We start from the raw sequence: 22450 nt of genomic DNA, 5'->3' as shown, positions 1-22450 counted from the left end.
ATCGCACTGAGTTGACTGATTCGCTCACTACGCTCGCTCATCGCTCCGGCCTCACAGCTCGTCGTCGTCGAAGGCGGGGCGGACCCCACGGGCGAACATGATCTCGTCGTTGCTGGTGCCGGCGGCCACCATCGGCCAGACCATGGCGTCCTTGCCGACCACGAAGTCGACCACCACCGGCGCGTCGTTGATCTCCATCGCGGCCTTGATGGTCTTGTCCACGTCGGCCTTGCTCTCGCAGCGCAGCCCGACGCAGCCCAGCGCCTCGGCCAGCTTGACGAAATCCGGGATGCGGTGCTTGTGGGTGCCCAGTTCGGTGTTGGAGTAGCGCTCGCCGTAGAAGAGCGTCTGCCACTGCCGGACCATGCCCAGGTTGCCGTTGTTGATCACGGCGATCTTGACCGGGATCCCCTCCAGGGCGCAGGTCGCCAGCTCCTGGTTGGTCATCTGGAAGCAGCCGTCGCCGTCGATGCCCCAGACCACCGTGTCCGGCTTGCCGACCTTGGCGCCCATCGCCGCCGGCACGGCGTACCCCATGGTGCCCAGGCCGCCGGAGTTGAGCCAGGTGTACGGCTTCTCGTACGAGACGAACTGCGCCGCCCACATCTGGTGCTGGCCGACCCCGGCCACGTAGATCGCCTCCGGGCCGGCGATCGCGCCCAGCCGCTCGATCACGTACTGCGGGGCCAGGGTGCCGTCGGTCGGCTCGTCGTAGCCGAGCGGGTACCGCTCGCGCAGGTCGTTCAACTGCGCCCACCACTCGGTCCGGTCGATCGCGGCGGTCTGGCCGGCGGTGGCCGCCCGGACCGCCTCGATCAGCTCGTCGATCACGTACTTCGCGTCGCCGACGATCGGCACGTCGGCGGCGCGGTTCTTGCCGATCTCCGCCGGGTCGATGTCGGCGTGCACGACCGCCGCCCCCGGGGCGAACGAGTCCAGCTTGCCGGTCACCCGGTCGTCGAACCGGGCCCCCAGCGCCACGATCAGGTCCGACTTCTGCAGGGCGTAGACCGCGGCGACCGTGCCGTGCATGCCGGGCATGCCGAGGTGCTGCGGGTGCGAGTCCGGGAAGGCGCCCCGGGCCATCAGCGTGGTCAGCACCGGGATGCCGGTCAGCTCGGCCAGCTTGCGCAGCCCGTCGGTGGCACCGGCCTTGAGCACGCCGCCGCCGACGTAGAGCACCGGGCGGCGGGCCGTGGTCATCAGCCGGGCCGCCTCGCGGATCTGCTTGCCGTGCGGGTGCAGGGTCGGCCGGTAGCCCGGCAGGTCCAGGGTGGGCGGCCAGTTGAAGGTGGTCTGCGCCTGGAGCACGTCCTTGGGGATGTCGACCAGCACCGGGCCGGGCCGGCCGGTGGCGGCCAGGTGGAACGCCTCGGCCAGGATCCGCGGGATCTCCTCGGCGGTCTGCACCAGGAAGTTGTGCTTGGTGATCGGCAGGGTGATGCCCTGGATGTCCGCCTCCTGGAAGGCGTCCGTGCCGATCGCCGGCCGGGCCACCTGACCGGTGATCGCCACCATCGGCACCGAGTCCATGTATGCGTCCGCGATCGGCGTGACCAGGTTCGTCGCGCCCGGCCCGGAGGTGGCGATGCAGACCCCGACCCGGCCGGTGGCCTGCGCGTACCCGGTGGCGGCGTGCCCGGCGCCCTGCTCGTGGCGGACCAGGATGTGCCGCACCGACGAGTCGTAGAGCGGGTCGTACGCCGGCAGGATCGCCCCGCCCGGGATGCCGAACGCGACATCGACGCCGAGCGCCTCCAGCGACTTCACCAGCGAACCGGCCCCGGAGACCCGGACCGGTGCTACCACCTGCCCGGTTCCGGCCGCCCGGACCGGCTCGGCGAGCTGGCCGGCCTGGTCAGCGGCCGGCTGGGCACCCGGGCGGAGTCGGCGGGGGAACTGGTCGGAGGGGTCGTTGCTCCCCTCGGCAGCGGCGGACCGGTGGCGCCGCGCGCTGTTGGCCAGGGTCTCGGGTGTGGGTCTCGTCATGGCTATTCAGGCCTTCGGCTCGGAGCAGTGATCTTTTCCAGATGTACGGTGCGGTGCGGGCGGGCCGCCTCGGCCGGCGGCCGATCCACACAAACCGGCAGGAGTGAACGCCAACCGGGGCGACTGCGCCGCCAGCGCGGGATACGTGGCCAATAAAAACGGCCCTCGTGCTGATGCACGGGGCCTGCGCACTCTCGGGAGTCGAGAGTGCGCTCAGATAAGTACTCGGAAGGACCTGGTCGCAGACATGTGGCTAAGCCTGACGCATCTCACGCGATGAGTCAACTGATCCCGCATTCTGGGCACTGTCGGTTTTCGGGTCCACCGGCCCGTCGCTCGGTCTGCGCTGCCGGGGCGCGCTGCGGTTGTTGCCGCCGATCCGGGAGGTGGACGTGCTGGTGTCGCCCTGCGGGCGGGACTCCGATCCGCTCCCCTCGGGCGGGCTGGCCGCCTCCAGCATCGCCTCCAGATGCTCGGCCGGCACTCCCCAGCCGAAGAGCTGGCCCTGCCCGAACCGGCAGCCCGCCTCGACCACGGCGGCGAGTTCCGTCCGGTTGGTCACCCCCTCGGCGATCACCTCCAGCCCGAGCTGGTGGCCGAGCCGCATCACCACGTCCACCATCGGGGCAAAGGCCCGGCCGTCCGGTGGCCGGATCGGCTCCGGGCCGGCGACCAGGCTGTGGTCGATCTTGAGGATGTCGATCGGCAGCCGGCGGAGCTGGCCGAGGGAGGAGTACCCGGCGCCGAAGTCGTCCAGCGCGATGCGTACCCCGGTCAGCCGCAGTGCCCGGAGCCGGCGGATCAGCTCGTCCAGATCGGTCGCCACGGCGTGCTCGGTCACCTCCAGCACCAGCCGCTGGGGCGGCACCCGGTGGGCGCGCAGCGCCTCGGTGACCTGGAGGACGTACTCCGGGGCGTGCAGTTCCCGGGGCGAGACGTTGACCGACGCCCAGACGTCGTGCCCGGCGGCCAGCCAGAGGGAGAGCTGGTGGCAGGCCCGGTGCAGCACCCAGGCACCGAGCTTGGCGATCATCCCGCACTCCTCGGCGAGCGGGATGAACTCGTCCGGGCCGACGTTGCCCAGCTCGGGATGGTGCCAGCGGAGCAGCGCCTCGGCGCCGACCGGCCGGACCGACGGGACCGCCACCACCGGCTGGAACGCGAGGTGCAGCTCGTCCCGCTCGATCGCGCCGCGCAGCTCGTGCTCCAGCGTGGTACGCCGGCGCAGCAGGTTGTCGTAGGCCACGTCGTACCGCTCGACGCGGTTCTTGCCGCGCTGCTTGGCGTACCGCAGGGCCAGGTCGGCGTTGCGCAGCAGGCTCTCCACGTCGGCGGCGTCGGCGCTGTCCGCCACCCCGATGCTGACCGACAGGAAGACCGACCCGGCCTCGTGCCGGTACGCCGAGCCGACCACACCGAGCAGCCGCTGCGCGATCCGCTGCGCCTCGGCGGGCCGGGCCCGCATCAGTACGGCGAACTCGTCACCGCCGAGCCGCGCGGCCAGGTCGCCGGGGCGCAGGTTGCTCTTCAGCCGCCGGCCCACCTCGATCAGCACCGCGTCGCCGACATCGTGCCCACGCATGTCGTTGACGTTCTTGAAGCCGTCCAGGTCGAGCCCGAGCAGCACCCAGGGCGTCTCCGAGTCGGCCTGCTGCTGCACCGCCCGGAGCAGCCCCCGGCGGTTGGCCAGCCCGGTCAGCGGGTCGGTGTGCGCCAGTTCCCGGAAGTGCGCCTCCCGCTCGGCGAGCCGACCGGCGTAGGCCCGTACGTCGGCCAGCGCCAGGTATTGCCGGGCGACCAGGCCGAACCCCTCGACGATGCCGGCCACCACCGCCAGGATCGTGAAGCTGCCGCCGACCAGCAGGTGGTAGACGGCGGAGACGGCCATCGCCACCATCGGCAGCACGGCGTAGGTGCCGCGCCGGATGACATCGCCGTCCGGCCCGCCGGCGGGGTCGGGTGCCCGACCGGCCAGCGCGACCATCAGCAGGCCGATCGGCAGCAGCACCGCCCCGACCAGCGCGACCACCGGGCCGGCCTGGCAGATCCCGGCCGAGATGGCCAGCCCGGACCCGGTCACCACGGTCACGCCGGTACCGGCCAGCAGCAGCCCGCGCCGGGGCGCCCGCGCCCGGGCGCCGACGATGAAGGTCAGCCCGACCGCCACCGCGGCCGTGACGGTGGCCACCAGGATGGCCAGGCAGCCGCTCGGGGTGAGGTCGCCGAGCACCCGGGTCGGGTCGGTGAGCAGCACCCAGCCGACGAACCAGAGCGCCGCCCCGATCACCAGCCCGTCCAGCACCAGCCGGAGCGCCGCGGCGGGGGTCTCGGCGACGCCGGGCAACCGGAGCAGACCGGCGCAGAGCAGCGCCCCGCTGACCGCCATCCCCGCCGCGATCAGGGTCGCCAGGCCGCCGCGCTGGGCCTGCTCGTGCTGCCAGTGCTCGGTCATGGTGACCAGCGCGAACAGCCCCAGGGCGGCGCTGGCCGCCGCGAGTGCGCCACCGATCGCGAGCAGCCAGTGCCCGGTCCGGCGCGCACCGGTGTGCCGGTGCGCCGACAACGCCAGCATGACCGGCCCGCAGCAGGATGCGAGGCCGGCCGCCACGGCGAGGGCCGGCGCACCGGAGACGAGTTGCACGGGTTCACTCTGCCGGATCGACCGCACTCCATGGGGGAGCGCGCGCCGGTTCCTCGATCAGAGGCACAGACCGCCCATTCGGGCATCACCGGGATCATCGGGCCAGATCGAGCCGGCCCGCTCCGGCGGAGGCTGACCGGGTCGGGGCCCCGCCGTCGTCCCGCTGGCTGGACCCGGCGGACCGCGAAGGCGGCGGAGCGCGGCCCGGAGTGCCACACTGGTCGAATGCCTGACCTGCGGTCGAAGACCTCCACACACGGCCGGACGATGGCCGGCGCCCGCGCGCTGTGGCGGGCCACCGGGATGACCGACGACGACTTCGGCAAGCCGATCGTCGCCATCGCGAACAGCTTCACCCAGTTCGTACCGGGGCATGTCCACCTCAAGGACCTCGGCGGGCTGGTCGCGGACGCGGTGGCGGAGGCCGGCGGTGTCGGCCGGGAGTTCAACACCATCGCGGTCGACGACGGCATCGCGATGGGGCACGGCGGGATGCTCTACTCGCTGCCCAGCCGCGAGCTGATCGCCGACGCCGTCGAATACATGGTCAACGCGCACTGCGCGGACGCCCTGGTCTGCATCTCCAACTGCGACAAGATCACGCCCGGGATGCTGCTCGCCGCGCTCCGGCTGAACATCCCGACGATCTTCGTCTCCGGCGGCCCGATGGAGGCCGGCAAGACGGTGGCGATCGAGGGGATCGTGCACGACAAGATCGACCTGATCGACGCGATGATCGCCTCGTCCAACGACGCGGTCACCGACGACCAGCTCGGCGCGATCGAACGCTCCGCCTGCCCCACCTGCGGCTCCTGCTCCGGCATGTTCACCGCCAACTCGATGAACTGCCTCACCGAGGCGATCGGCCTGGCGCTGCCCGGCAACGGCTCGGTGCTGGCCACCCACGCCGCCCGCAAGGACCTCTTCGAGCGGGCCGGCCGGCTCGTCGTGGAGATCGCCAACCGCTGGTACGCCGACGACGACGCCTCGGTACTGCCCCGGTCGATCGCCTCCCGGGCCGCGTTCGAGAACGCGGTCGCCCTGGACGTGGCGATGGGCGGCTCCACCAACACGGTGCTGCACCTGCTGGCCGCGGCCCGCGAGGCGGAGCTGGACTTCGGCGTCGCGGACATCGACGAGATCTCCCGCCGGGTGCCGTGCCTGGCCAAGGTCGCGCCGAACTCCCCGAAATACCACATGGAGGACGTGCACCGGGCCGGCGGCATCCCGGCGATCCTCGGTGAGCTGGACCGGGCCGGGCTGCTGCGTCGGGACGTACACGCGGTGCACTCGGCCGACCTGGACGGCTGGCTGGCCGACTGGGACATCCGGGGCGGCAAGGCGAGCCGGGAGGCGATCGAGCTGTTCCACGCCGCCCCCGGCGGGGTACGCACCACCGAGCCGTTCTCCACCGCCAACCGCTGGTCCACCCTGGACACCGACGCGGCCGGGGGCTGCATCCGGGACCGGGCGCACGCCTACACCGCCGACGGCGGGCTGGCCATCCTGCACGGCAACCTCGCCCCGGAGGGCGCGGTGGTGAAGACCGCCGGGGTGCCGGCCGAGTGCCTCACCTTCCGGGGCCCGGCCAAGGTCTACGAGTCCCAGGAGGCCGCCGTCGACGCGATCCTCGGCAAGCGGGTCGTCGCCGGTGACGTGGTGGTGATCCGGTACGAGGGCCCGAAGGGCGGGCCGGGGATGCAGGAGATGCTCTACCCCACCTCGTTCCTCAAGGGACGCGGCCTCGGCCGGGAGTGCGCGCTGATCACCGACGGCCGGTTCTCCGGCGGCACCTCCGGGCTCTCCATCGGGCACGTCTCCCCCGAGGCGGCCGGTGGCGGGCTGATCGCGCTGGTCGAGTCCGGCGACGAGATCGTCATCGACATCCCCGCCCGGAGCATCGAGCTGGCGGTGGCCCCGGAGGTGCTGGAGGCGCGCCGGATCGCGCAGGAGAAGCGGGAGCGGCCGTACACGCCGGTGGACCGGGACCGGCCGGTCTCCGCCGCACTGCGCGCCTACGCCTCGATGGCGACCTCGGCCAGCGACGGCGCCTACCGGCGCGTCCCGGAGTGAGCACGACGGCGAACGCGGGCACCCCCGACGGGTGACCCGCGCTCGCCGCCGCGTCAGGCCCGGCGGGCCCGCAGGGTGTTCACCATCGCCACCGCGGTCGACACGTCCCGGCAGGTGACCAGCCGGCGGCTGCCGTCGGTCAGCCGGAGCGCCAGCGCCGGGCCGGGCAGCAGCGGCAGGTCGCGGGCGGTGGACCCGCGCAGCATGCTGCGGAGCAGCCAGTCCTCCACCGCCAGGTGGTCCGCCTCGGCGGCGGCGATGGCGGAGATCGGCACCCGCCGTCGCAGCGGACCGATCGCCACCCGGACCGCCTCGCCGTCGATGACCAGCCGGTAGCGGGTGAACGGCAGCATCGCCAGGGCCGAGACCATCGGTGCGGCACCGGCCCAGCCGGCGACGCCGACCAGCGGCACCAGGACGGCGACCATCAGCACCCCGGTGAGGGCCAGCGCCCCGGTCGTCCAGAGCATCGGGCGCAGTGCCCGGAACTCCCACCAGAGCAGCCGCTCGTCGGTCCCGGCCGCCAGCACCGGCCCGGCCGCGACGGTCCGCTCCGGGACGTCGGGCCCGACCGCCGCCCGGGTCAGGGTCGGGGACCCGGTGCCGGGTGACGCCGGGGGCGCCGCCCCGGCCAGCAGGTACGCCAGCAGTCCGGCGACCGCCGCGGCCACCATCGGCAGCGCCATCAGCGCGGCGAAGTAGCCCCAGGAGAGGCGTACGTCGGCGGCCGTCGGCGCGTCCAGCGCGGCACCGAGCATCATCAGCAGCACCGTGCCGCTGGCCGCGGCGGTGCCGTTCACCGCGACCTGGGCGCCGAGCCGAAGCCAGTGCCGCCCGATGAAGGAGAGCCGGCGGGTCAGCGCGAAGACCAGCAACCCGGTCACCCAGACCGCGAGCGCGGCGCCGAGCAGCACTCCGGCCAGGGTGTCGACACCGATCGTGCTGAGCATCGGCCGGTCACCGACGCCGCCGGAGTTGGGCAGGCTCTCCGGGAGGCGGCTCCGCCAGGCCAGTGTCACCGCCGCCGCACCGCCGACCAGGGCCGCGGGCAGCAGACCGCTGCCGATCATCCACCGGACGCTCCTCATGGGCTCACCTCTCTCGAATACTGCTGCCGCAGCAGCACGACAGCCTCGTCCAGGCCGACGCCGGCCCGGCGGGCAGCCGTCACCAACTCCCGTACCGACTCGATCACCCGGGCCCGCTCGTGCGGGACCTGACCGGTCACCACCGCGCCCCGGCCTCGGCGAAGCTCGATCAGCCCCTCCTCGCGCAGCACCGCGTACGCCCGGAGCACGGTGTGCATGTTCACGTCGAGCGTGCCGGCCAACTCCCGCGCGGCCGGCAGCCGGTCTCCCGGGCTGAGTGCGCCGTCGCTCAGTGCCCGGCGCACGTTGCCGGCGATCTGCTCGGCCAGCGGTACGCCGCTGCCCGGTGCCACCCGAAACAACATGTTCGCATTCTACTAGAACAAGTGGCACTATCCGCAAGCACGTACGCCGGACCGGCACCACGCACGGGACGTTCGGGTCCGGACCGGAGGAGGCGGGCGGGTTACCGGCGGAGGAACTGGGTGATCAGTTCGGCCAGTTCGCCGGGGCGCTCGGCCACCATGGCGTGGCTGGCGCCGTCGAGTTCGCGCACCTCCAGCCACGGGTTGTCCCGGACCGCCGCCAACCGCTCCAGGACCCGACGCCGGTGCGCGGCGTACAGGTCGTGGAAGGGGCGCTGTTCGGGCATGTCCACCGTGGCCAGCACCAGCAGCAGCGGGCAGCGGACGTCGCGGTAGACCGGGACGAGGTCCAGCGACTCCATGGCCAGTCGCAACTCCTCGGTGAGCCCTGGATCGGGGCGCAGCCGGCTCGTGTCGCCGTCCACCGGCACCAGGTTGCGCCGGAACGCCTCCACCCAGACCTCCTCGGCTGAGCCGTACCCACGGGCCATGGCCCGCTGTCCGGCAACCGCCGCCGCGACCTGCTCGGCGGTGAGCGGCCGAGCCGTCGCGGCGGACATCCCGGCGAAGACCTCGCGGAGCCGGGCGAGTTCGGCCGCCGCCCGGTCCGGCTCCAGGCCGGCGAGGTCCTCCGGCCGGCTCGGTGTGGGGTTGCCGTCCAGGCTGACCGCGCCGGGGCAGTCGGGATGGCGGGCCGCCCAGAGGCTGGCGAGCATGCCGCCCAGCGACATGCCGACCACCGACGGGCGGGTCAACTCCAGCTCGTCGGCGACGGCACCGAGGTCGTCGAGCACCTCGTCCCACTTCCACGGGCCGTCGCCGGAGCGGCCGTGTCCGCGCAGGTCCACCGCGACCACCCGATGCGCCGGGCGCAGCCCCTCGGCCAGCCCGGACATGGTGACGAGGTTGCCGCCCGCGCCGTGCAGCAGCAGCATCGGGGAGCCGGACCCGCCGAAGTCCCGGGCGACGATCGGCACCGGGCCAGAGTTGATGGATATTTCGGAGCTGGCAGATAAATCAGACACGGCGGGGCCGTCCTTCCTCCAGTAGCCGGTCGCGGATGGAGGAGGGCAGCACACCGCCTTCCGGATGACGGACCAGCTTTCCCCGGTTGACCAGGTCGTGGACGCCCTGCCGGGTGATCCCGAGCATCGCCCCGGCCACCGCGTACGTCACCGAGTCGGCGGTGGGGTGCCCGACCCGGCGCGCGACGACCTGGCCCAGCGGGCTGCGCCACCAGTCGAGCGGGGGCTCGAACGGGCCGTCGCCGGGATAGAGCGTCGAGACGATCCGCATCGCGGTGCCGACCGCCTCCCGGTCGTCGCCGTCGACCAGCCGGTGAGCCCACGCCTCGGCCCGAACCCGCACCACCGTACGCAGCGCGTCGACCACGTCGTCCCCGTCCAGCAGGATCTCCAGCGGATCGAGCAACCGGACGTCCATCGTCCGGAGAAGTTGCTCGACGAGTTCGCCATGGGTCGGCGGCACGCCACCCTCCTCACTTGACGTTCAGTGTCAAGTACTTGACGAGCACTGTCAAGTACTGCTCGACCGCCCGGTCACCGGCAGCAGGCCCGGTGCGCGGACCCCGGTCAGGTCTGCGCGCGGACCGGATTGAGCAGCGCGACGAGCACCCCGTCCACCCGGTCGAGCAGCGGGCCGGCGTCCAGGCCGCCCGCCAGGGCGCCCTCCAGCACCCCGTGCAGCCCGTGCAGCAGGAATTCGACCGTGAAGGCGGGGTCCTCGACCGCCAGCTCGCCGCCGCGCACCCCCCGCTCGACCAGGTCCAGCAGGCCGGCCCGGATCGGCCCGAGTTCGTCGCGCTCCTCGATGCCGGCCTCGTGGAACAGCACCCCGATCAGGGCGGCGTTCGCCACCCCGAACTCCACCATCCCGGCGACGAACCGGCGTACCCGGTCGAAGGCTGGTGCGTCCGGTGCGGCCGAGACCGCCGCGGCACCGGCGGCCAGGATCTGCTCGTTGCAGCGGTTCCGCAACGCGGTGAAGACCTGGGCCTTGGAGCCGAAGTACTCGTAGACGGTGCCCTTGCCGAGGCCGGCCTCGGCGGCGATGCCGTCGATGGTCGCCTCGACACCGTCCCGGAGCAGCACCCGGGCCGCCGCGTCCAGGATCTGTGCCGGTCGTTCGGCCGGTGCCCGGGCCGCGCGGGGCCGCCGTGCCGTCGCTCTGGTGCCGCTCATAGCGCCGGAGCCTAACGCCGGCCTTGACAACCGACCAGCGGTCGGTAGGTTGGGTCCACCGTTACCGACCGACAGTCGGTCAGTTAACGCTCGCCGGCCGCGCCTCGCCGAGCCCGTCCATCCGGTCACCGCCCGGTTCCATTCCGGGCGGCCAGAGAGGATCGAGATGAAAAGCCCCGCCGACCTGCTCTTCCTGTCCGGCGTCGTGGAAGAGGTGGAGCCGGTGACCCACCGGATGCGCCGGCTGCGCGTCACCGGCGACCGGCTCCGGACCGTCCCGTGGCTCCCCGGCCAGCACGTACGCGTCAACGTCACGCCGCCACGCGACTGGCTGCGCCGCCCCGGAGACGCCCGGCGCAGCTACTCGGTCTGGGCACTGGACCGCGACCGGGGCAGCCTCGACCTCGGCGTACTCGACCACGGCGACGGGCCGGGCGCGTCCTGGGCGCGTAACGCCCGGCCGGGTCAGTCGATCAGCCTGTCCCGTCCCGAGGGTCGGCTGACCCTGCGGGAGTCGGCGTACCACCTGTTCGTCGGCGACGAGACCGCCGCCGTCGCCTTCGGGGCCATGCTGCGGGCGCTGCCCGCCCGGACTCCGGCGTACGGCGTGCTGGTCACCGACCGCCCCGGCGGAGAGGTACCGCTGCCCGCCGGGCGGCAACTCCACTGGGTCTACCGGGGCGACGCCGACCCGGCCGACAGCGGAACGCTGCTCCCGGCGGTGCGCGCACTCGACCTGCCCGGCGAGCCGGGCACCGCCTACCTGGCCGGCGAGGCCCGCACCTGTCAGGCCGTCCGGGACCATCTGGTCCGGGACCGGGGCTGGTCCCGGCGCCAGATCGTGGTCAAGCCGTTCTGGGCTCCGGGGCGGCGGGGCCTCGACTGAGGACCCAGGCCGGAGATTCTGTCCGATCACCGCCCGGACCGACCGGGTGAACCGTGCCGACCGGGTGGATTGTGCCGGTCAGTAGCCGGGGAAGACCCGGCGCAGGTCGTCCAGGCCGAGCCTGCCGGTCACGGTCAGCGTGTCGGGCGTGTGCTCGGGCGACAGCCGGCCGGCGGCCAACCGCAGGAACGCCTCGGCCGGTCCGCTGATCTCGCCGGCCGGCTGCTCCGGCCGTTCCACCAGCTCGACCCGGTCGGTCAGCCGCAGCCCCAGGGACCGGTCCGGGTCGGTCAGCCGCAGCCCCAGTTCCACCGGCCGGTCACCGACCGCGTCCGGCCGGCCGATCCAGCCGAGCAGGCCGTCGAGCCGGTCGAGCAGCAGCGGCACCGCCTCCGGTGCCACCGTCGCGTACCGGTTGAAGGCAACCTCCACGTCCCACTCGTGCAGGGCGAACTCGCTGAGCCGCATCCCGGCCGCGGTCGCCAGATCGACCGGCTCGGGCAGGAAACCGAGGTCGATCCGCACGCTGGACCGGGTGGCCGCGTCCAGCGACTCGTACCGCTCGACGAGCCGGCGGTTGGCCTCCAGAAAGCCCTCGGCATGCTCGATCGGGGTCTTCGCGTCCCACCGGGCCCAGACCTGCTTGTTGAAGTCCGCCTCCAGTGCGGGGCGGCTGCCCAGCGCCACATCGAGGGTGGCCTCGTTGATCTCGGCGCCGCTGCCGAGATGGCTGAGCACCTGCGACACCTGCCACTCGCTGGCCCCGGACGGCCGGGTCAGGTCGGACGGGCCGAGATCGCGGACCAGTGCCGCGAGTTCGTCGTGGCCCGAGCGGAGGGCGGCGATGGTCGTGTCGGCAGTAGTGGCCATGTCTTCCTGTCTCCCGGGTTGTCCGTCGCCGGCTCCGGATCGGCCGGCGCGACCCGCCCATCATGCCCGCTGGCCCCGGCCGGGCGCCGCCCTACGGCCCGACCCACCGGGCGGACCGACCGGGCAGCACACCCGGCCCGCCGGCCCGGCACGGCTCGACGCGGCAGGTGACCCGGCTGCCGTCAGCTCCTGGGCGGGGTCACCCTGCCGGTAGCGTTGCGGGAGTGACTGAGCCCGAGTGGCTGAACGAGCGCGAGCGACGCGCCTGGTACGGCTTCCTGACGATGCAGGAGGACGTCCGGCGCCACATGAACCGGCAGTTGCTCCGGGAGGCCGGCATCTCCCTGCCGGACTTCGCCGTCCTGAGCGCCCTGCACCAGTCGCCGCATGGTCCGCTGCGGGTCTTCGAGTTGCGGGAAGTCCTCAGGTGGGAGAAGACGCGGCTCACCCACCAGATCTCGCGGATGATCTCGCGCGGGTTGGTCGAGCGGCGCAGTTGCGCCGAGGACAGCCGTGGCAACCACGTGGCCCTGACCGAGGAGGGGCGCTCGGTGATCGAGAAGGCCAGCCGGCTGCACCTCCGCTACGTACGCGAGTTCTTCATCGACGTGCTCAGCCCTCGCCAGCTCGACACACTGGCCGCCATCTCGGAAACCGTGCTGGAGAACCTGAAGGACGACCCCTTCGACGAATGAACCGCGAAGCCGCATCCACTGAGGCGACTCCTCCACCCACCCGCGTCTAAGGGTGACTCGTCAACCCCCCTCGCCCAGCTCATCGGCACTCGAATCGATCCTCCACCGGACGTCGAGATTCACCGGCCCATCGAAGGGGAGGACGCGCCCGCCTCACCGACACCGGGGAATAGCTGACAATGCGCAGGTGAAGTGACGGGCGGAACAGTCCTCCCGAGCCCTCCGCACCGGCAGCAGATCCTGAACTAGATCAACCTGCGGTCCACCCCGGTTTTGCAGGGTGATGTGTCACCTCTCACGGAAGGGTGACGCGTCACCTTGCGTTGACTACGCTTGCCGGCGTCGGAGCGCCTCCGGGAGAACCCCGGGACCACCCGACGCCACGCCATCGAACACCGACCGCACCGCGACAGGTCCGCATCGAAGGGAACCGTCACCATGGAACGCGTCTGGCTGGTCACCGGAGCCGGCTCCGGCCTCGGCAGGGAGATCTCCCGAGCGGCGCTCGCCGCCGGAGACACGGTCGTACTGACCGATCGCCGTACGGCGGGAGCGGGGGAAGTCGTCGCCGCGTACCCGGACCGGGCTCGTGCGGTGGAACTGGACGTGACCGACCCGGCCCGGATCGACTCGGTCGTGACCGAGGTCGTCGCCCGGTACGGGCGGATCGACGTACTCGTCAACACCGCCGGCCGGGGCCACATCGGTGCGGTCGAGGAAACCACGGAAATCGAACTCCGCAGCCTCATGGAGTTGATCTTCTTCGGTCCGGCCGCCCTGACCAGGGCGGTCCTGCCGCACATGCGCAACCGGGGCAGCGGCGCGATCGTGCAGGTCAGCAGCCTCGGCGGACAGATGTCGGTGCCCGGGATGTCGGCGTACTCGGCGGGCAAGTTCGCCCTGGAGGGCTTCTCGGTGGCACTCGCCGAGGAGGTCGGCCCGCTGGGCATCAAAGTGCTGATCCCGCAGCCCGGACCGATGCGCACCAACTTCGCCGGTGCCGCCATCAGCGAGTCCGCGCATCTGCCCGCGTACGACGGCACGGTGCGCAAGCTACGCGAACACGTCGACGAGGTCGGCGGCCGGGAGCCGGGTGATCCGGTGAAGATCGCCGCCGCGATCCTGACCGCCCTGGCCGACGAGCACACGCCGCTGCGGTTGCCGCTGGGCAACGAGACCCTGGACCGGCTCAACGCCGCGGCCAAGCAGACGCAGGACGAACGAGCCGCCTGGGAGTCCGTCATCCGAGGCACCGACTTCGCCGAGTGAGACCACCCGCACCGGATGGTGCGGGGTGAGAAAGGAGCTCGCGATGGGGCGAGTAACGGGAAAGACAGCGGTGGTCACCGGTGGCGCGATGGGCATGGGCGGCGCGGCCGTCCGGCGGCTCGTCGCCGAGGGCGCGAACGTGGTCATCGCCGATGTAGCCGTCACGGCGGCCAGGGCCCTCGCCGACGAACTGGGCCCCACCGCCGCCGCCGAGAAGCTCGACGTGCGGTCCGCGGAGGAGTGGGCCCGGGTCGTCGAACGGACCGAGCAGCGGTTCGGCTCGGTCGACATCCTGGTCAACAACGCGGGCATCGCAGACCCGGCTCCGCTGGAGCAGTGGGACGCCGCGCGGCTGCAACGCACCCTGGACGTGAACCTGATCGGTGTCTTCAACGGCATCCAGGCCGTGGTTCCGGCGATGAAACGAGCCGGCGGCGGTTCGATCGTCAACATCGGTTCCGTCGGCGCCCTCCAGGGGGTGCCGAGGATGTCGGGGTACGTCGTCTCCAAGTGGGCGGTCCGTGGTCTGACCAAGACCGCCGCGCTGGAACTGGGCGGGTACGGGATCCGGGTGAACGCCGTGCACCCCGGTCAGATCAACACGCCGATGACCGCCGGCGTCACCTTCGACACCGCCAACATCGCGCTCGGCCGGGTGGGCGAGCCGGACGACATCGCCGGGATCGTGCTCTTCTTCGCCAGCGACGATTCCCGGTTCGTCACCGGCAGCGAGGTCGCCGGCGACGGTGGACAGATCGCCGGCCAGGCCGACTACCAGGGTCTACCCCGGTAGGCAGGAACGCCGCCAGGTCCGGGCGGTACGGCGTGGGCCGGTGGCACGGCACGGGCGGTGCCACCGGTCCAGCGGCCGGTCAGGCGGCTGGACCGGTGCCTTGACCTTCGGGTCGATCGCCTTGGCGGCCTCGGCCTCCACCTGGCCGGCGAGCCCGGTGAGCGCGGTCTGGAGCTGCTTCTCTTGATCCGCCACGCCGAACTGCTTCTCGATCGCCTTCACCGAGTCGTCCGCGATCTTGACGCTGTCGTCCAGGAAGATGTCGTGACCGCCTCGCAGACCCCCTGGTGTTCGGCGCCGCGCCGACCCAGCCGGTCACCGCCGCCATGAGCACGGGATATTTACACCGGCACACACCTCGATTAGCATGATCACCAGTGAGTACACGTTGGGTGGCGCCCCCGACACGGGAAGTGACTACCCCTGCCGACCCGGCAGGGCCGTCACCGAAGTGACGACAGGAGATCTACCGTGGGCTCCGAGATCACCCGACCCTCACCCGACCAACCCGCTGCCGGCGAGCCGATCCCGCCGCCCGTACCCCGAACCGTCCGGCGGCCGACCTCGAAGCTGGTGACCCTGCTGGCGGGCGCCGCCGTCGTGCTGGCGAGTACGCCCCTGTGGGGCACCGACGGTCCGGTCGCGCTCGACGACGCCGAACTGTCGGCGGCGCCGACGTACACGATCGGGTTGCAGCCGGCGGTGGACCCGGGACCGTTCCCCGGCAGCGTCACCCCGACCACCCCGACCATCACCGTCGCCGGCGAGCGGGACGGCGAGAGCACCTTCGCCGTCGTACGGTATCCGCAGGTGCAGCCGAAGAAGCCGGGCCAGCTGGACTTCGACCACTTCCACACCGGGATCGAGATCGAGTGGTGGCTGAAGAAGTGGGCGCACCAGCGGCCGGACATCGTCGACCTCTACATCGTCGGCGAGAGCTTCAGCGGCGAGCCGATCTATCAGCTCACCATCACCGACAAGTCGACCGGCAAGGACACCGACAAGCCGGCCGCGTTCTTCGAGGGCAACCGGCACTCCGGCGAGGTCTCCTCGGCCGAGAGCTCGCTCTGGCTGGCGCACCACCTGATCAGCCGGGCCGGCCGGGACCGGCAGGTGGACCGGATCCTCGACGAGAAGACCGTCTACATCCGGCCGGTCAACAACCCGGACGGGCACAACCTCTACCTCTACACCGCCCAGACCAACCGCTCGTCGGTCCGGCCGACCGACAACGACGCCGACGGCAAGCTCGACGAGGACCCCGGCGAGGACCTCAACGGCGACGGCTACCTCAGTCAGCTACGGCAGTACGTGGGCGCCGGCAAGGGCAGCCACGTGGTCGACGACCGGGATCCGGCCAAGGTCGTGATGCGCAGCGTCGGGGCCGGCAACGGCGACTACCTGATGTTCTCCGAGGGGGTCGACAACGACGCCGACGGCCGGGACAACGAGGACGGCGTCGGCGGCCTCGACCTGCACCGGAACTACCCGTACAACTGGCACGTCATGCCCGGCTACGACGAGACCGGCCGGAACCTCACCCAGGTCGGCGCCGGCGAGTACCCGCTGTCGGAGCCGGAGACCCGGCACGTCTACACCTGGCTGATGTCGCACACCAACATCGGCGCGGTGAACAGCATGGACACCCGGGTGCCGATGCACCTGCGCGGCCCGTCGACCTGCGACCCGGTCGAGTGCATGTATGCCGGCGACCGCAAGCTCTACGAGCACTTCGACCGGGCCGGCGTCGGTTTCACCGGCTACCGGTACTCCGGCAGCGTCTACATCGACTACGCCACCCGCAACGGCGGCGACCCGGAGCCGCTCTTCGGGCACGGCCCGGACTTCGGCTACTTCCAGTACGGCGCCGTCTGGTACGGCGACGAGATCTGGAACGGCGGCGACTTCGTCGACTACGACAAAGACCAGCGGTTCGCCGACTGGGAGCGGTCGCGGTGGTGCGCCGAGAACCGGCGGACCAACTGCTTCCTGCCCTGGACGAAGATTCAGCACCCGTTGCTCGGCGCGGTCGAGGTCGGCGGGATCAACCCGAAGTTCTGGGCGCAGAACCCCTCGCCGGACCTGATCGGGCAGTGGGCGGCGAACCAGGCCCGGTTCAACATCTACCTGACCGAGTCGCTGCCGCGGGTGGCGCTCTCCCAGGTCGGTGTGCGCACGCTCCGGGACGGGCAGAGCGACGGCGCGACGCACGAGATCACCGCCACCGTCACCAACACCGGCCGGATCCCCACCGCGCTGGAGCAGGCGAAGGAAGTCAAGATCGTGGCTCCGGACACCGTCGAGGTGCAGGGCGCGCGGCTGGTCGGCGAGGCTCCGCAGTTCTTCCTGGACGGCGGGAAGAAGCAACGGGTGACGCTGCGGGTCAGCAAGACCGAGGCCGAGTCGGTCACGGTACGGGCGGTCAGCGTCCGGGGCGGGCTCGACTCCGCACCGGCACGGCTGCGCTGACCGGTGCACGTCGTCCCCGCCCCGCGCGACCCCGCGGGGCGGGGACACCCGCGTCCCGGGGCTACGGGTGAACCTTTCCCCCTGAGCCGCGCGGCGGGTGAGCCCCGACTTCCACTTGCGGTCACGACGGACCGCGAGGGGAGGTGGAAAGAGGTTCAGTGATCCGGGTCGCCGTCGAGCCAGGCTTCCAGCAGCAGCCGGTCGATCGAGTCCGGGTTGCCGAGCCGGCCGCGTACCACCCGCCGGTGCCGCAGGTCCGCCCGGCTGAACCACCGGGTCTCCAGCAGCTCCTCGCCGTCCACCGTGGTGACCTCGTCCCGGGCCGTGGCGAAGAAGCCCACCATCAGGCCGGCCGGGAACGGCCACGGCTGGGAGGCGACATAGCGCACCGAGTCGACGGCGATCCCGGCCTCCTCGGCCAGCTCCCGGCGGACCGCGTCCTCCAGGCTCTCGCCGACCTCCAGGAAGCCGGCGAGCAGCGCGAACGAGTCCTCGCCCGCACCGGCGTGCCGGGCCAGCAGGCAGCGGTCCCGCCACAGCGGAACCACCTCGGCCCGATCACTGGCGAACAGCCGGCGCAACCCGTCGGGATCCCGCCGCAGCCCGGCCGCGCGGTCCAGGCCCCCGCCCGCGTACGCGGTGACGACGCCTGGGCTCAGCATCCGGCGCCGCCAGGCCGGCGCGCAGTCGGATCGGTCCTGACCTGCGGAAAGTACGACATGATCAGCGGCACCACCGCATGGTATGCCCGATCGGGCGTCATCCGGGACCGGCAAATGGGGTGGACAGCGGCAGCATCATGAACTCGTGACGTTGCGGCTGTCGGGCGGAGTGGTGCCCGGACCGGACCGGCGGATCTGGGCCCCCGGTCCACGGGGTCGGGCCGTCGACCCGGACGGGGAAGCCGTCCCCGGCAGTCCGGTCGTGCTCGGACCCCGCTCGGCCGGGCCGGAGGCCGCCGACCGGGCGATCGCGGAACTCACCCGGCTGCTCGCCGCCGGTGGCCCGCTGGCCGCCGGAGCCGGCGTCGACCTCGGATACGGGTTCCACTCGGCCCGCGCCGAGGGTGCCGCCGGAGACCGGCGGGACGCCGTACTCGCCGCCCTCATGGTGCCGGGGCTGGCCGGACGGCTCGGCGACCGGCGGGCGGTACTCGTCGCGCTCTTCGGCCCGGACGCGACGAAGCCGCTCGGCGCCGCCGCGCAGGCCGTACTCGACGAGGGTCGGTGGCCGGTGCTGCGTTTCGCGGTCGCGGCGAGCGACGTACTCGGGCCGGAACATCTCGTCCGGGTACTGGAACTGCGGGCACCGGACGGGGTCGACCCGTTCCCGGTCGGGCTGCCTTCGGTGGTGGGCGGGCAGCTCACCCGGGTACTCCGGGAGGTGCCCCGGCCACGCCGCCTCGTCCTGCTGACCGACCTGTGGCAGCGGGTCTGCGCCGACGGTTCGACCCGGCTCCGCCGGGAGCGGCTGCGCGCCTCGCAGGGCCGGCAGGATCGCACCGCCGACCTGACCGCGCGTTACCGGCGGTACGAGGAGGAGGAGCTGACCCTGCGGCTGCGCCGGGAGTTGGGGCCCGAGCCGACGGTGCTGCGGGCCGCGCTGTGGCAGCCGTCGGCCGGATACTGGCTGACCCGGGCAACCCGGGTGCTCCGGGACGCGCTGGCGGCGACGGTGCTGGCCCGGGTCGCGGTCGCTGCGGTCGACCGCGGCCTCGACGCCGCCCTGGCCGGACACCGGCACGAGATCGAGGTGGCGGCTGCCGAACTGTCCCGGCCCGAGGCGTCGCTGTCGGCCCGCCGGACGCCCGGCCTCACCGGCCTGCCGGCCCGCCCCGGGTCGTACCTGCGGGACATTCTCGCCCGGAGCCGCCCCGGCGACCCGCTCGACTCCCGGGCGGCGAGCTACCTCGGGCAGCGGCTGGCCCGGGCCGGCGACTACGGCCGGGTGGTGCTGGCGGCCGTCGACGACCTCGTCGGCTCGCTCGTCGGCGAAGACTCGGTCTCGCTGCGGGAACAGCTCGCCGGATGGGCCGGCCGGCCGCTGGCCGACTGGCGGGACCGGGTGGGTTACCTGTCGCCGGGCCGGGCCGAGCGCTGGGACCAGCAGCCGATCCTCGGTGCGGAGCCGCCGCCCCTCCCAGCGCTGGCCGACCGGCTGCGCGCCGCACCGCACCGCCCGGTGGCCGAGGTCGAGACCATCGGCGACCTGCTCTGGTACGCCGAACTCGCCGACGCGCTCGCCCAGCTCAACGGCCACCCGCACGCCGTGATCTCCCCGCACCGGCACGGCCCGACCGCCGACACCGATCCGGCACCGCCGGACGAGCCCCTGGTGCCCCGGTCGCAGTCCATCCCGCTCGCCGTGGCCGGCGCCGCACAGTTGGTGGACCTCGGTGCGAAGGTGCCGCCCCGCTGCCGGAGCTGGCCGGAACTGGTCGCCGGGCTGGTCGACGACGCCACCATCGCCACCGCGCTGACCGCCGCCTTCGCCGTGCCGGCCCCGGTCGAGCACTTCGACGGTACGGTGCTGCCCGGCACCGACGCCCGGATCGAGCTGGCCCGGACGGCCCGGCAGTTGGCGGACTGGTCCCACTACATGGGCAACTGCATCGCCGGTCCGCACTACGTCGAGGACGCGACCCGGGGCCGGAGTGCGCTGATCGCCCTCCGCGCGCCGGACGGCCGCATCCTGGTCAACGCCGAGCTGCGGCCGAGCGCGCGCGGCTGGCGGCTCGAAGAGATCCGGGCCCGCTTCAACGAGGATCCCGATCCGGTGCTGCTGCGCCGGACCGCCAGCTGGCTCCGCGCCGTCCCCCCGCCCGAGCGCGCGATCCCGCGGCCGCGCCGGGCGGGCCCGCACGACGAGACCGCCTCCGACCGGCCAGCCCGGGCCGCCCGGACCCGACCCGCCGTACGGGTGCTGCGTGACCTCGGTCACCGCCTGGACGAACTGGCGGCGGCGACGGTCGCCGAGCCGGAAGCCGTGCGGGCGGTCGAGACGCTGGCGGTCCTGGCGACCTGGTTGGCCGGCGCACCGGCGGCACCGGCGTCCGACCCGCACGACGCGCTCACCGCGCTGCGCCGGGCCACCCCGGCCGCCGTCGCCCGGGCCTGTCGGCTCACCCTGGCCGACCCGGCCGGACCCGGTCTGGTCGCGCTGTGGCAGGCGAGCGGGCACCGCCCACTGGCCCGTGCGGTGCGGGCCCTGGCCCCGTCCCGCCCCGGCGCCCCGGTACCGCCCACACTGGACCGGCTGGCCCCGCTGCTGGTGGACGCGCCGCTGCCCGGCTCGCTCCGGCCGCTGGCCCGGGTCGGACAGGTCGCCGTCGCCCGTACCGCCGACCTGGTCGCGCTGCGGCTGCGCGGTGCCCTGGGCACCCTGCTAAGGCAGGACGCCGCCGAGCTGGCCGACGCGGTACGGGCCCGGCCGCACCTCGGGCTGCTCCGGGCAGCCGCGCTGGCGGTGACCTCCTGGGGCGGCCCGCCCACCGGGAACCCGCACGCCCTGCCGTCCACTCCGGACGTGACCGTCGTGGTGCCGCGTCGCCGCGTGCGGGTGCCGGGCTATCCGCAGTCGTCGCTCCGGGACGAGGGCTGGCAGTCCGGCTGGCCCGACGCGATCGAGTTGGGCGGCGTACCCGACGGGTTCTGGGACCGGATCGCCGCGCACGGGCTGCTGCTGCCCTCGTCGTGGCTGACCGACGGCGGCTGGGTCCCGCTCTGGTCCCGGGCCAACGGCCCGCACCGATAGTCCGGGTCCGAGCGGTCGCCGCGCGGCCCCCGCGCCGCCGTCAGTGGCGGCGTGGGCGCCGATGCCGTTTGCCGGCCAGGACCAGGGACTGCCCTGACCGCGTCACGTCGGCCCGGGTGAGTACCGGACGCCCGAGCCGCACCGACAGAGAGGCACGCTGGTAACCGGTCAGGTCGTTGACGAACACCACCACGTCGACGTGGTCCGTCTCACACACCTCGGCGACCTGCGCCAGCTTTCCGGACCGGATCAGGAACCTGCGGGACAGTGGCGCCGTCAGCAGCCGTACGCCGCCGTCGGAGACGCCCCGGCGCTGGAGGAAGCGTCCGCACACCCGCACGCCGAGCGCGCCGAGCCGGGCTTCGAGGGCGTCGAACTGGTCCTGGTGATCGCGGACCTTCGCCGAGAAGAGTCCCACGAGTACGGCGGTGCGGATCGGCGCCACCCGCCCAGGATCGCAGGCCGCCCGGTCGACCGGTACGGGTTTTCAGTCGACCAGCGTGACCCGGCCGCTGTCCAGGTCGTACCGGGCTCCGACGATCGCCAGCTCACCGGCGTGCACCTTCTCGCCGATGATCTCGCTGGCCTCGGCGAGGTGCCGTGCCTGGGCCAGTACGTTGGCCCGGACCGCCGCCTCCACCACGTCGCCCGGCCCACCGAGCAGCGGCTCGACGACCGGGCGCAGCGCCTCGACGATCGCCTGGATCGCGCCCGGGGCGGTACCACCGCTCTCGATCGTCTCGACGGCGGCGGAGACCGCACCACACCGCTCGTGGCCGAGGACCAGCAGCACCGGCGGGGCGAAGTGCTCGACGGCGTACTCGATGCTGCCGAGCATGATGGTGTCGACGATGTTGCCGGCGACCCGGTTGTCGAACAGGTCACCGAGGCCCTGGTCGAAGAGGACCTCCGGGGGTACCCGCGAGTCGGCGCAGCCGACGACGATCGCGAACGGGTCCTGCCCGTCGGCGAGATCCCGGATGTGCCGGGGGGACTGGTGCGGATGCCGCCCCCGGCCCTGGACGAAGCGACGGTTGCCGTCCAGCAGCCGGGCGATGGCGGCCCGGGGGTTGTCGACGGGTGCGTCGCCGGGGGGCTGCGCGGCGGCCGGCCCGGCGAGGGCGACGGAACCGACGGCGGTCAGTCCACCGGCGGCCAGCAGCGAACGTCGGGAGAGGGTCGACTTTTCTGGAAAAATCTTCACAAGCCGTGAACGTACGCCGCCCTACGCCGAACCTGAATGACCGTCGGGAGTTGCCTGCGCCACTTGTCCGGCGCCCTCCACACTGAACCTTTTTCAACCTCCCCTTGCGGCCCGGCGGACCGCAAGGTCGGACGCGGTGCGTGAGCGCCGCGCG

18 protein-coding genes and 1 pseudogene are annotated in these 22450 nt (G+C 72.9%); 7 read left to right on the top strand and 12 right to left on the bottom strand.

Annotation, left to right across the window (positions count from 1 at the left end):
- Window positions 1-51 precede the first annotated feature (51 nt).
- Window positions 52-1989 carry an acetolactate synthase large subunit gene (locus ACSMXO_RS08185; protein ID WP_455417268.1) on the bottom strand — a complete coding sequence of 646 codons (1938 nt, stop codon included), beginning with the start codon at window positions 1987-1989 and terminating at the stop codon, window positions 52-54.
- A gap of 253 nt (window positions 1990-2242) precedes the next feature.
- Window positions 2243-4561, bottom strand: a complete 2319-nt coding sequence (locus tag ACSMXO_RS08180; protein WP_455419193.1) for a putative bifunctional diguanylate cyclase/phosphodiesterase — start codon at window positions 4559-4561, stop codon at window positions 2243-2245.
- A 294-nt stretch (window positions 4562-4855) separates the two neighbouring features.
- On the opposite strand from ACSMXO_RS08180, the gene ilvD reads away from it, so the two are divergent.
- On the top strand, window positions 4856-6703 hold the full coding sequence (gene ilvD, locus ACSMXO_RS08175) for a dihydroxy-acid dehydratase (RefSeq protein WP_455417267.1): 1848 nt from the start codon (window positions 4856-4858) through the stop codon (window positions 6701-6703).
- A gap of 53 nt (window positions 6704-6756) precedes the next feature.
- Here the strand turns inward: ilvD and ACSMXO_RS08170 are convergent, their stop codons facing one another.
- The 5 genes from ACSMXO_RS08170 to ACSMXO_RS08150 all read right to left on the bottom strand — a co-directional run bounded on the left by ACSMXO_RS08170 (window position 6757) and on the right by ACSMXO_RS08150 (window position 10357).
- Window positions 6757-7791, bottom strand: coding sequence for a hypothetical protein (locus ACSMXO_RS08170; RefSeq protein WP_455417266.1), 1035 nt, complete (start codon window positions 7789-7791; stop codon window positions 6757-6759).
- Window positions 7788-8156, bottom strand: coding sequence for a GntR family transcriptional regulator (locus ACSMXO_RS08165; protein ID WP_455417265.1), 369 nt, complete (start codon window positions 8154-8156; stop codon window positions 7788-7790). The genes ACSMXO_RS08170 and ACSMXO_RS08165 overlap by 4 nt, the downstream gene beginning before the upstream one ends.
- A gap of 101 nt (window positions 8157-8257) precedes the next feature.
- Entirely contained in the window at window positions 8258-9133 is an 876-nt protein-coding gene (locus tag ACSMXO_RS08160) for an alpha/beta fold hydrolase (protein WP_346256216.1), read from the bottom strand.
- A gap of 40 nt (window positions 9134-9173) precedes the next feature.
- Complete coding sequence (locus ACSMXO_RS08155; protein ID WP_455417264.1) at window positions 9174-9644, bottom strand: hypothetical protein; 471 nt, start codon at window positions 9642-9644, stop codon at window positions 9174-9176.
- A 104-nt stretch (window positions 9645-9748) separates the two neighbouring features.
- A complete protein-coding gene (locus ACSMXO_RS08150; protein WP_455417263.1) occupies window positions 9749-10357 on the bottom strand; it encodes a TetR/AcrR family transcriptional regulator in 609 nt (202 codons plus the stop codon).
- Window positions 10358-10523: 166 nt separating this feature from the next.
- Here ACSMXO_RS08150 and ACSMXO_RS08145 point away from each other — a divergent pair, with 166 nt between their 5' ends.
- Window positions 10524-11243 carry a siderophore-interacting protein gene (locus ACSMXO_RS08145; protein ID WP_455417262.1) on the top strand — a complete coding sequence of 240 codons (720 nt, stop codon included), beginning with the start codon at window positions 10524-10526 and terminating at the stop codon, window positions 11241-11243.
- Between the two features lie 78 nt (window positions 11244-11321).
- Here ACSMXO_RS08145 and ACSMXO_RS08140 read toward each other — a convergent pair whose 3' ends face one another.
- A complete protein-coding gene (locus ACSMXO_RS08140; RefSeq protein ID WP_455417261.1) occupies window positions 11322-12113 on the bottom strand; it encodes a maleylpyruvate isomerase family mycothiol-dependent enzyme in 792 nt (263 codons plus the stop codon).
- Between the two features lie 224 nt (window positions 12114-12337).
- Here ACSMXO_RS08140 and ACSMXO_RS08135 point away from each other — a divergent pair, with 224 nt between their 5' ends.
- The 3 genes from ACSMXO_RS08135 (at window position 12338) to ACSMXO_RS08125 (ending at window position 14870) form a co-directional block, all read left to right on the top strand.
- Entirely contained in the window at window positions 12338-12808 is a 471-nt protein-coding gene (locus ACSMXO_RS08135; protein ID WP_346256211.1) for a MarR family winged helix-turn-helix transcriptional regulator, read from the top strand.
- 438 nt (window positions 12809-13246) lie between these two features.
- On the top strand, window positions 13247-14077 hold the full coding sequence (locus tag ACSMXO_RS08130) for an SDR family NAD(P)-dependent oxidoreductase (RefSeq protein ID WP_455417260.1): 831 nt from the start codon (window positions 13247-13249) through the stop codon (window positions 14075-14077).
- A 43-nt stretch (window positions 14078-14120) separates the two neighbouring features.
- The gene (locus tag ACSMXO_RS08125) at window positions 14121-14870 is read left to right on the top strand and encodes an SDR family NAD(P)-dependent oxidoreductase (RefSeq protein ID WP_455417259.1); all 750 of its coding nucleotides are present in this window, start codon (window positions 14121-14123) and stop codon (window positions 14868-14870) included.
- Here the strand turns inward: ACSMXO_RS08125 and ACSMXO_RS08120 are convergent.
- Window positions 14859-15092 (bottom strand): hypothetical protein, encoded by a 234-nt coding sequence (locus ACSMXO_RS08120; protein ID WP_455417258.1) that lies wholly within the window; start codon window positions 15090-15092, stop codon window positions 14859-14861. The two genes, ACSMXO_RS08125 and ACSMXO_RS08120, sit on opposite strands and share 12 nt — an antisense overlap.
- 249 nt (window positions 15093-15341) lie before the next feature.
- On the opposite strand from ACSMXO_RS08120, the gene ACSMXO_RS08115 reads away from it, so the two are divergent.
- Window positions 15342-17339: a M14 family metallopeptidase gene (locus tag ACSMXO_RS08115; protein WP_455417257.1), complete on the top strand. Its 1998-nt coding sequence runs from the start codon at window positions 15342-15344 to the stop codon at window positions 17337-17339.
- Window positions 17340-17494: 155 nt separating this feature from the next.
- Here the strand turns inward: ACSMXO_RS08115 and ACSMXO_RS08110 are convergent.
- Window positions 17495-17932, bottom strand: a pseudogene (locus tag ACSMXO_RS08110) (NAD(+) diphosphatase); the annotation flags it as partial.
- Window positions 17933-18146: 214 nt separating this feature from the next.
- Between ACSMXO_RS08110 and ACSMXO_RS08105 the strand changes: the two are divergent.
- Entirely contained in the window at window positions 18147-21092 is a 2946-nt protein-coding gene (locus ACSMXO_RS08105) for a hypothetical protein (protein WP_455417256.1), read from the top strand.
- A gap of 40 nt (window positions 21093-21132) precedes the next feature.
- Here ACSMXO_RS08105 and ACSMXO_RS08100 read toward each other — a convergent pair whose 3' ends face one another.
- Together ACSMXO_RS08100 and ACSMXO_RS08095 are read right to left on the bottom strand one after the other, a co-directional pair.
- A complete protein-coding gene (locus ACSMXO_RS08100) occupies window positions 21133-21537 on the bottom strand; it encodes an HflX-like GTP-binding protein (RefSeq protein ID WP_455417255.1) in 405 nt (134 codons plus the stop codon).
- Between the two features lie 42 nt (window positions 21538-21579).
- Window positions 21580-22296, bottom strand: a complete 717-nt coding sequence (locus ACSMXO_RS08095; RefSeq protein WP_346256206.1) for a carbonic anhydrase — start codon at window positions 22294-22296, stop codon at window positions 21580-21582.
- Window positions 22297-22450: the final 154 nt, after the last annotated feature.

It is taken from the genome of Plantactinospora sp. DSM 117369 (assembly GCF_053764795.1).
The sequence above is the reverse complement of the archived record's forward strand: the minus strand, read 5'-3'. Positions and strand labels throughout refer to the sequence as shown.

What these genes read in the sequence shown, in the direction of transcription:
- ACSMXO_RS08145 (WP_455417262.1), top strand. Translation starts at nt 10,524, where the DNA reads ATGAAAAGCCCCGCCGACCTGCTCTTCCTGTCCGGCGTCGTGGAAGAG.
- ACSMXO_RS08140 (WP_455417261.1), bottom strand. Translation starts at nt 12,113, where the DNA reads ATGGCCACTACTGCCGACACGACCATCGCCGCCCTCCGCTCGGGCCAC.
- ACSMXO_RS08180 (WP_455419193.1), bottom strand. Translation starts at nt 4,561, where the DNA reads ATGCTGGCGTTGTCGGCGCACCGGCACACCGGTGCGCGCCGGACCGGG.
- ACSMXO_RS08165 (WP_455417265.1), bottom strand. Translation starts at nt 8,156, where the DNA reads ATGTTGTTTCGGGTGGCACCGGGCAGCGGCGTACCGCTGGCCGAGCAG.
- ACSMXO_RS08170 (WP_455417266.1), bottom strand. Translation starts at nt 7,791, where the DNA reads ATGAGGAGCGTCCGGTGGATGATCGGCAGCGGTCTGCTGCCCGCGGCC.
- ACSMXO_RS08150 (WP_455417263.1), bottom strand. Translation starts at nt 10,357, where the DNA reads ATGAGCGGCACCAGAGCGACGGCACGGCGGCCCCGCGCGGCCCGGGCA.
- ilvD (WP_455417267.1), top strand. Translation starts at nt 4,856, where the DNA reads ATGCCTGACCTGCGGTCGAAGACCTCCACACACGGCCGGACGATGGCC.
- ACSMXO_RS08125 (WP_455417259.1), top strand. Translation starts at nt 14,121, where the DNA reads ATGGGGCGAGTAACGGGAAAGACAGCGGTGGTCACCGGTGGCGCGATG.
- ACSMXO_RS08185 (WP_455417268.1), bottom strand. Translation starts at nt 1,989, where the DNA reads ATGACGAGACCCACACCCGAGACCCTGGCCAACAGCGCGCGGCGCCAC.
- ACSMXO_RS08130 (WP_455417260.1), top strand. Translation starts at nt 13,247, where the DNA reads ATGGAACGCGTCTGGCTGGTCACCGGAGCCGGCTCCGGCCTCGGCAGG.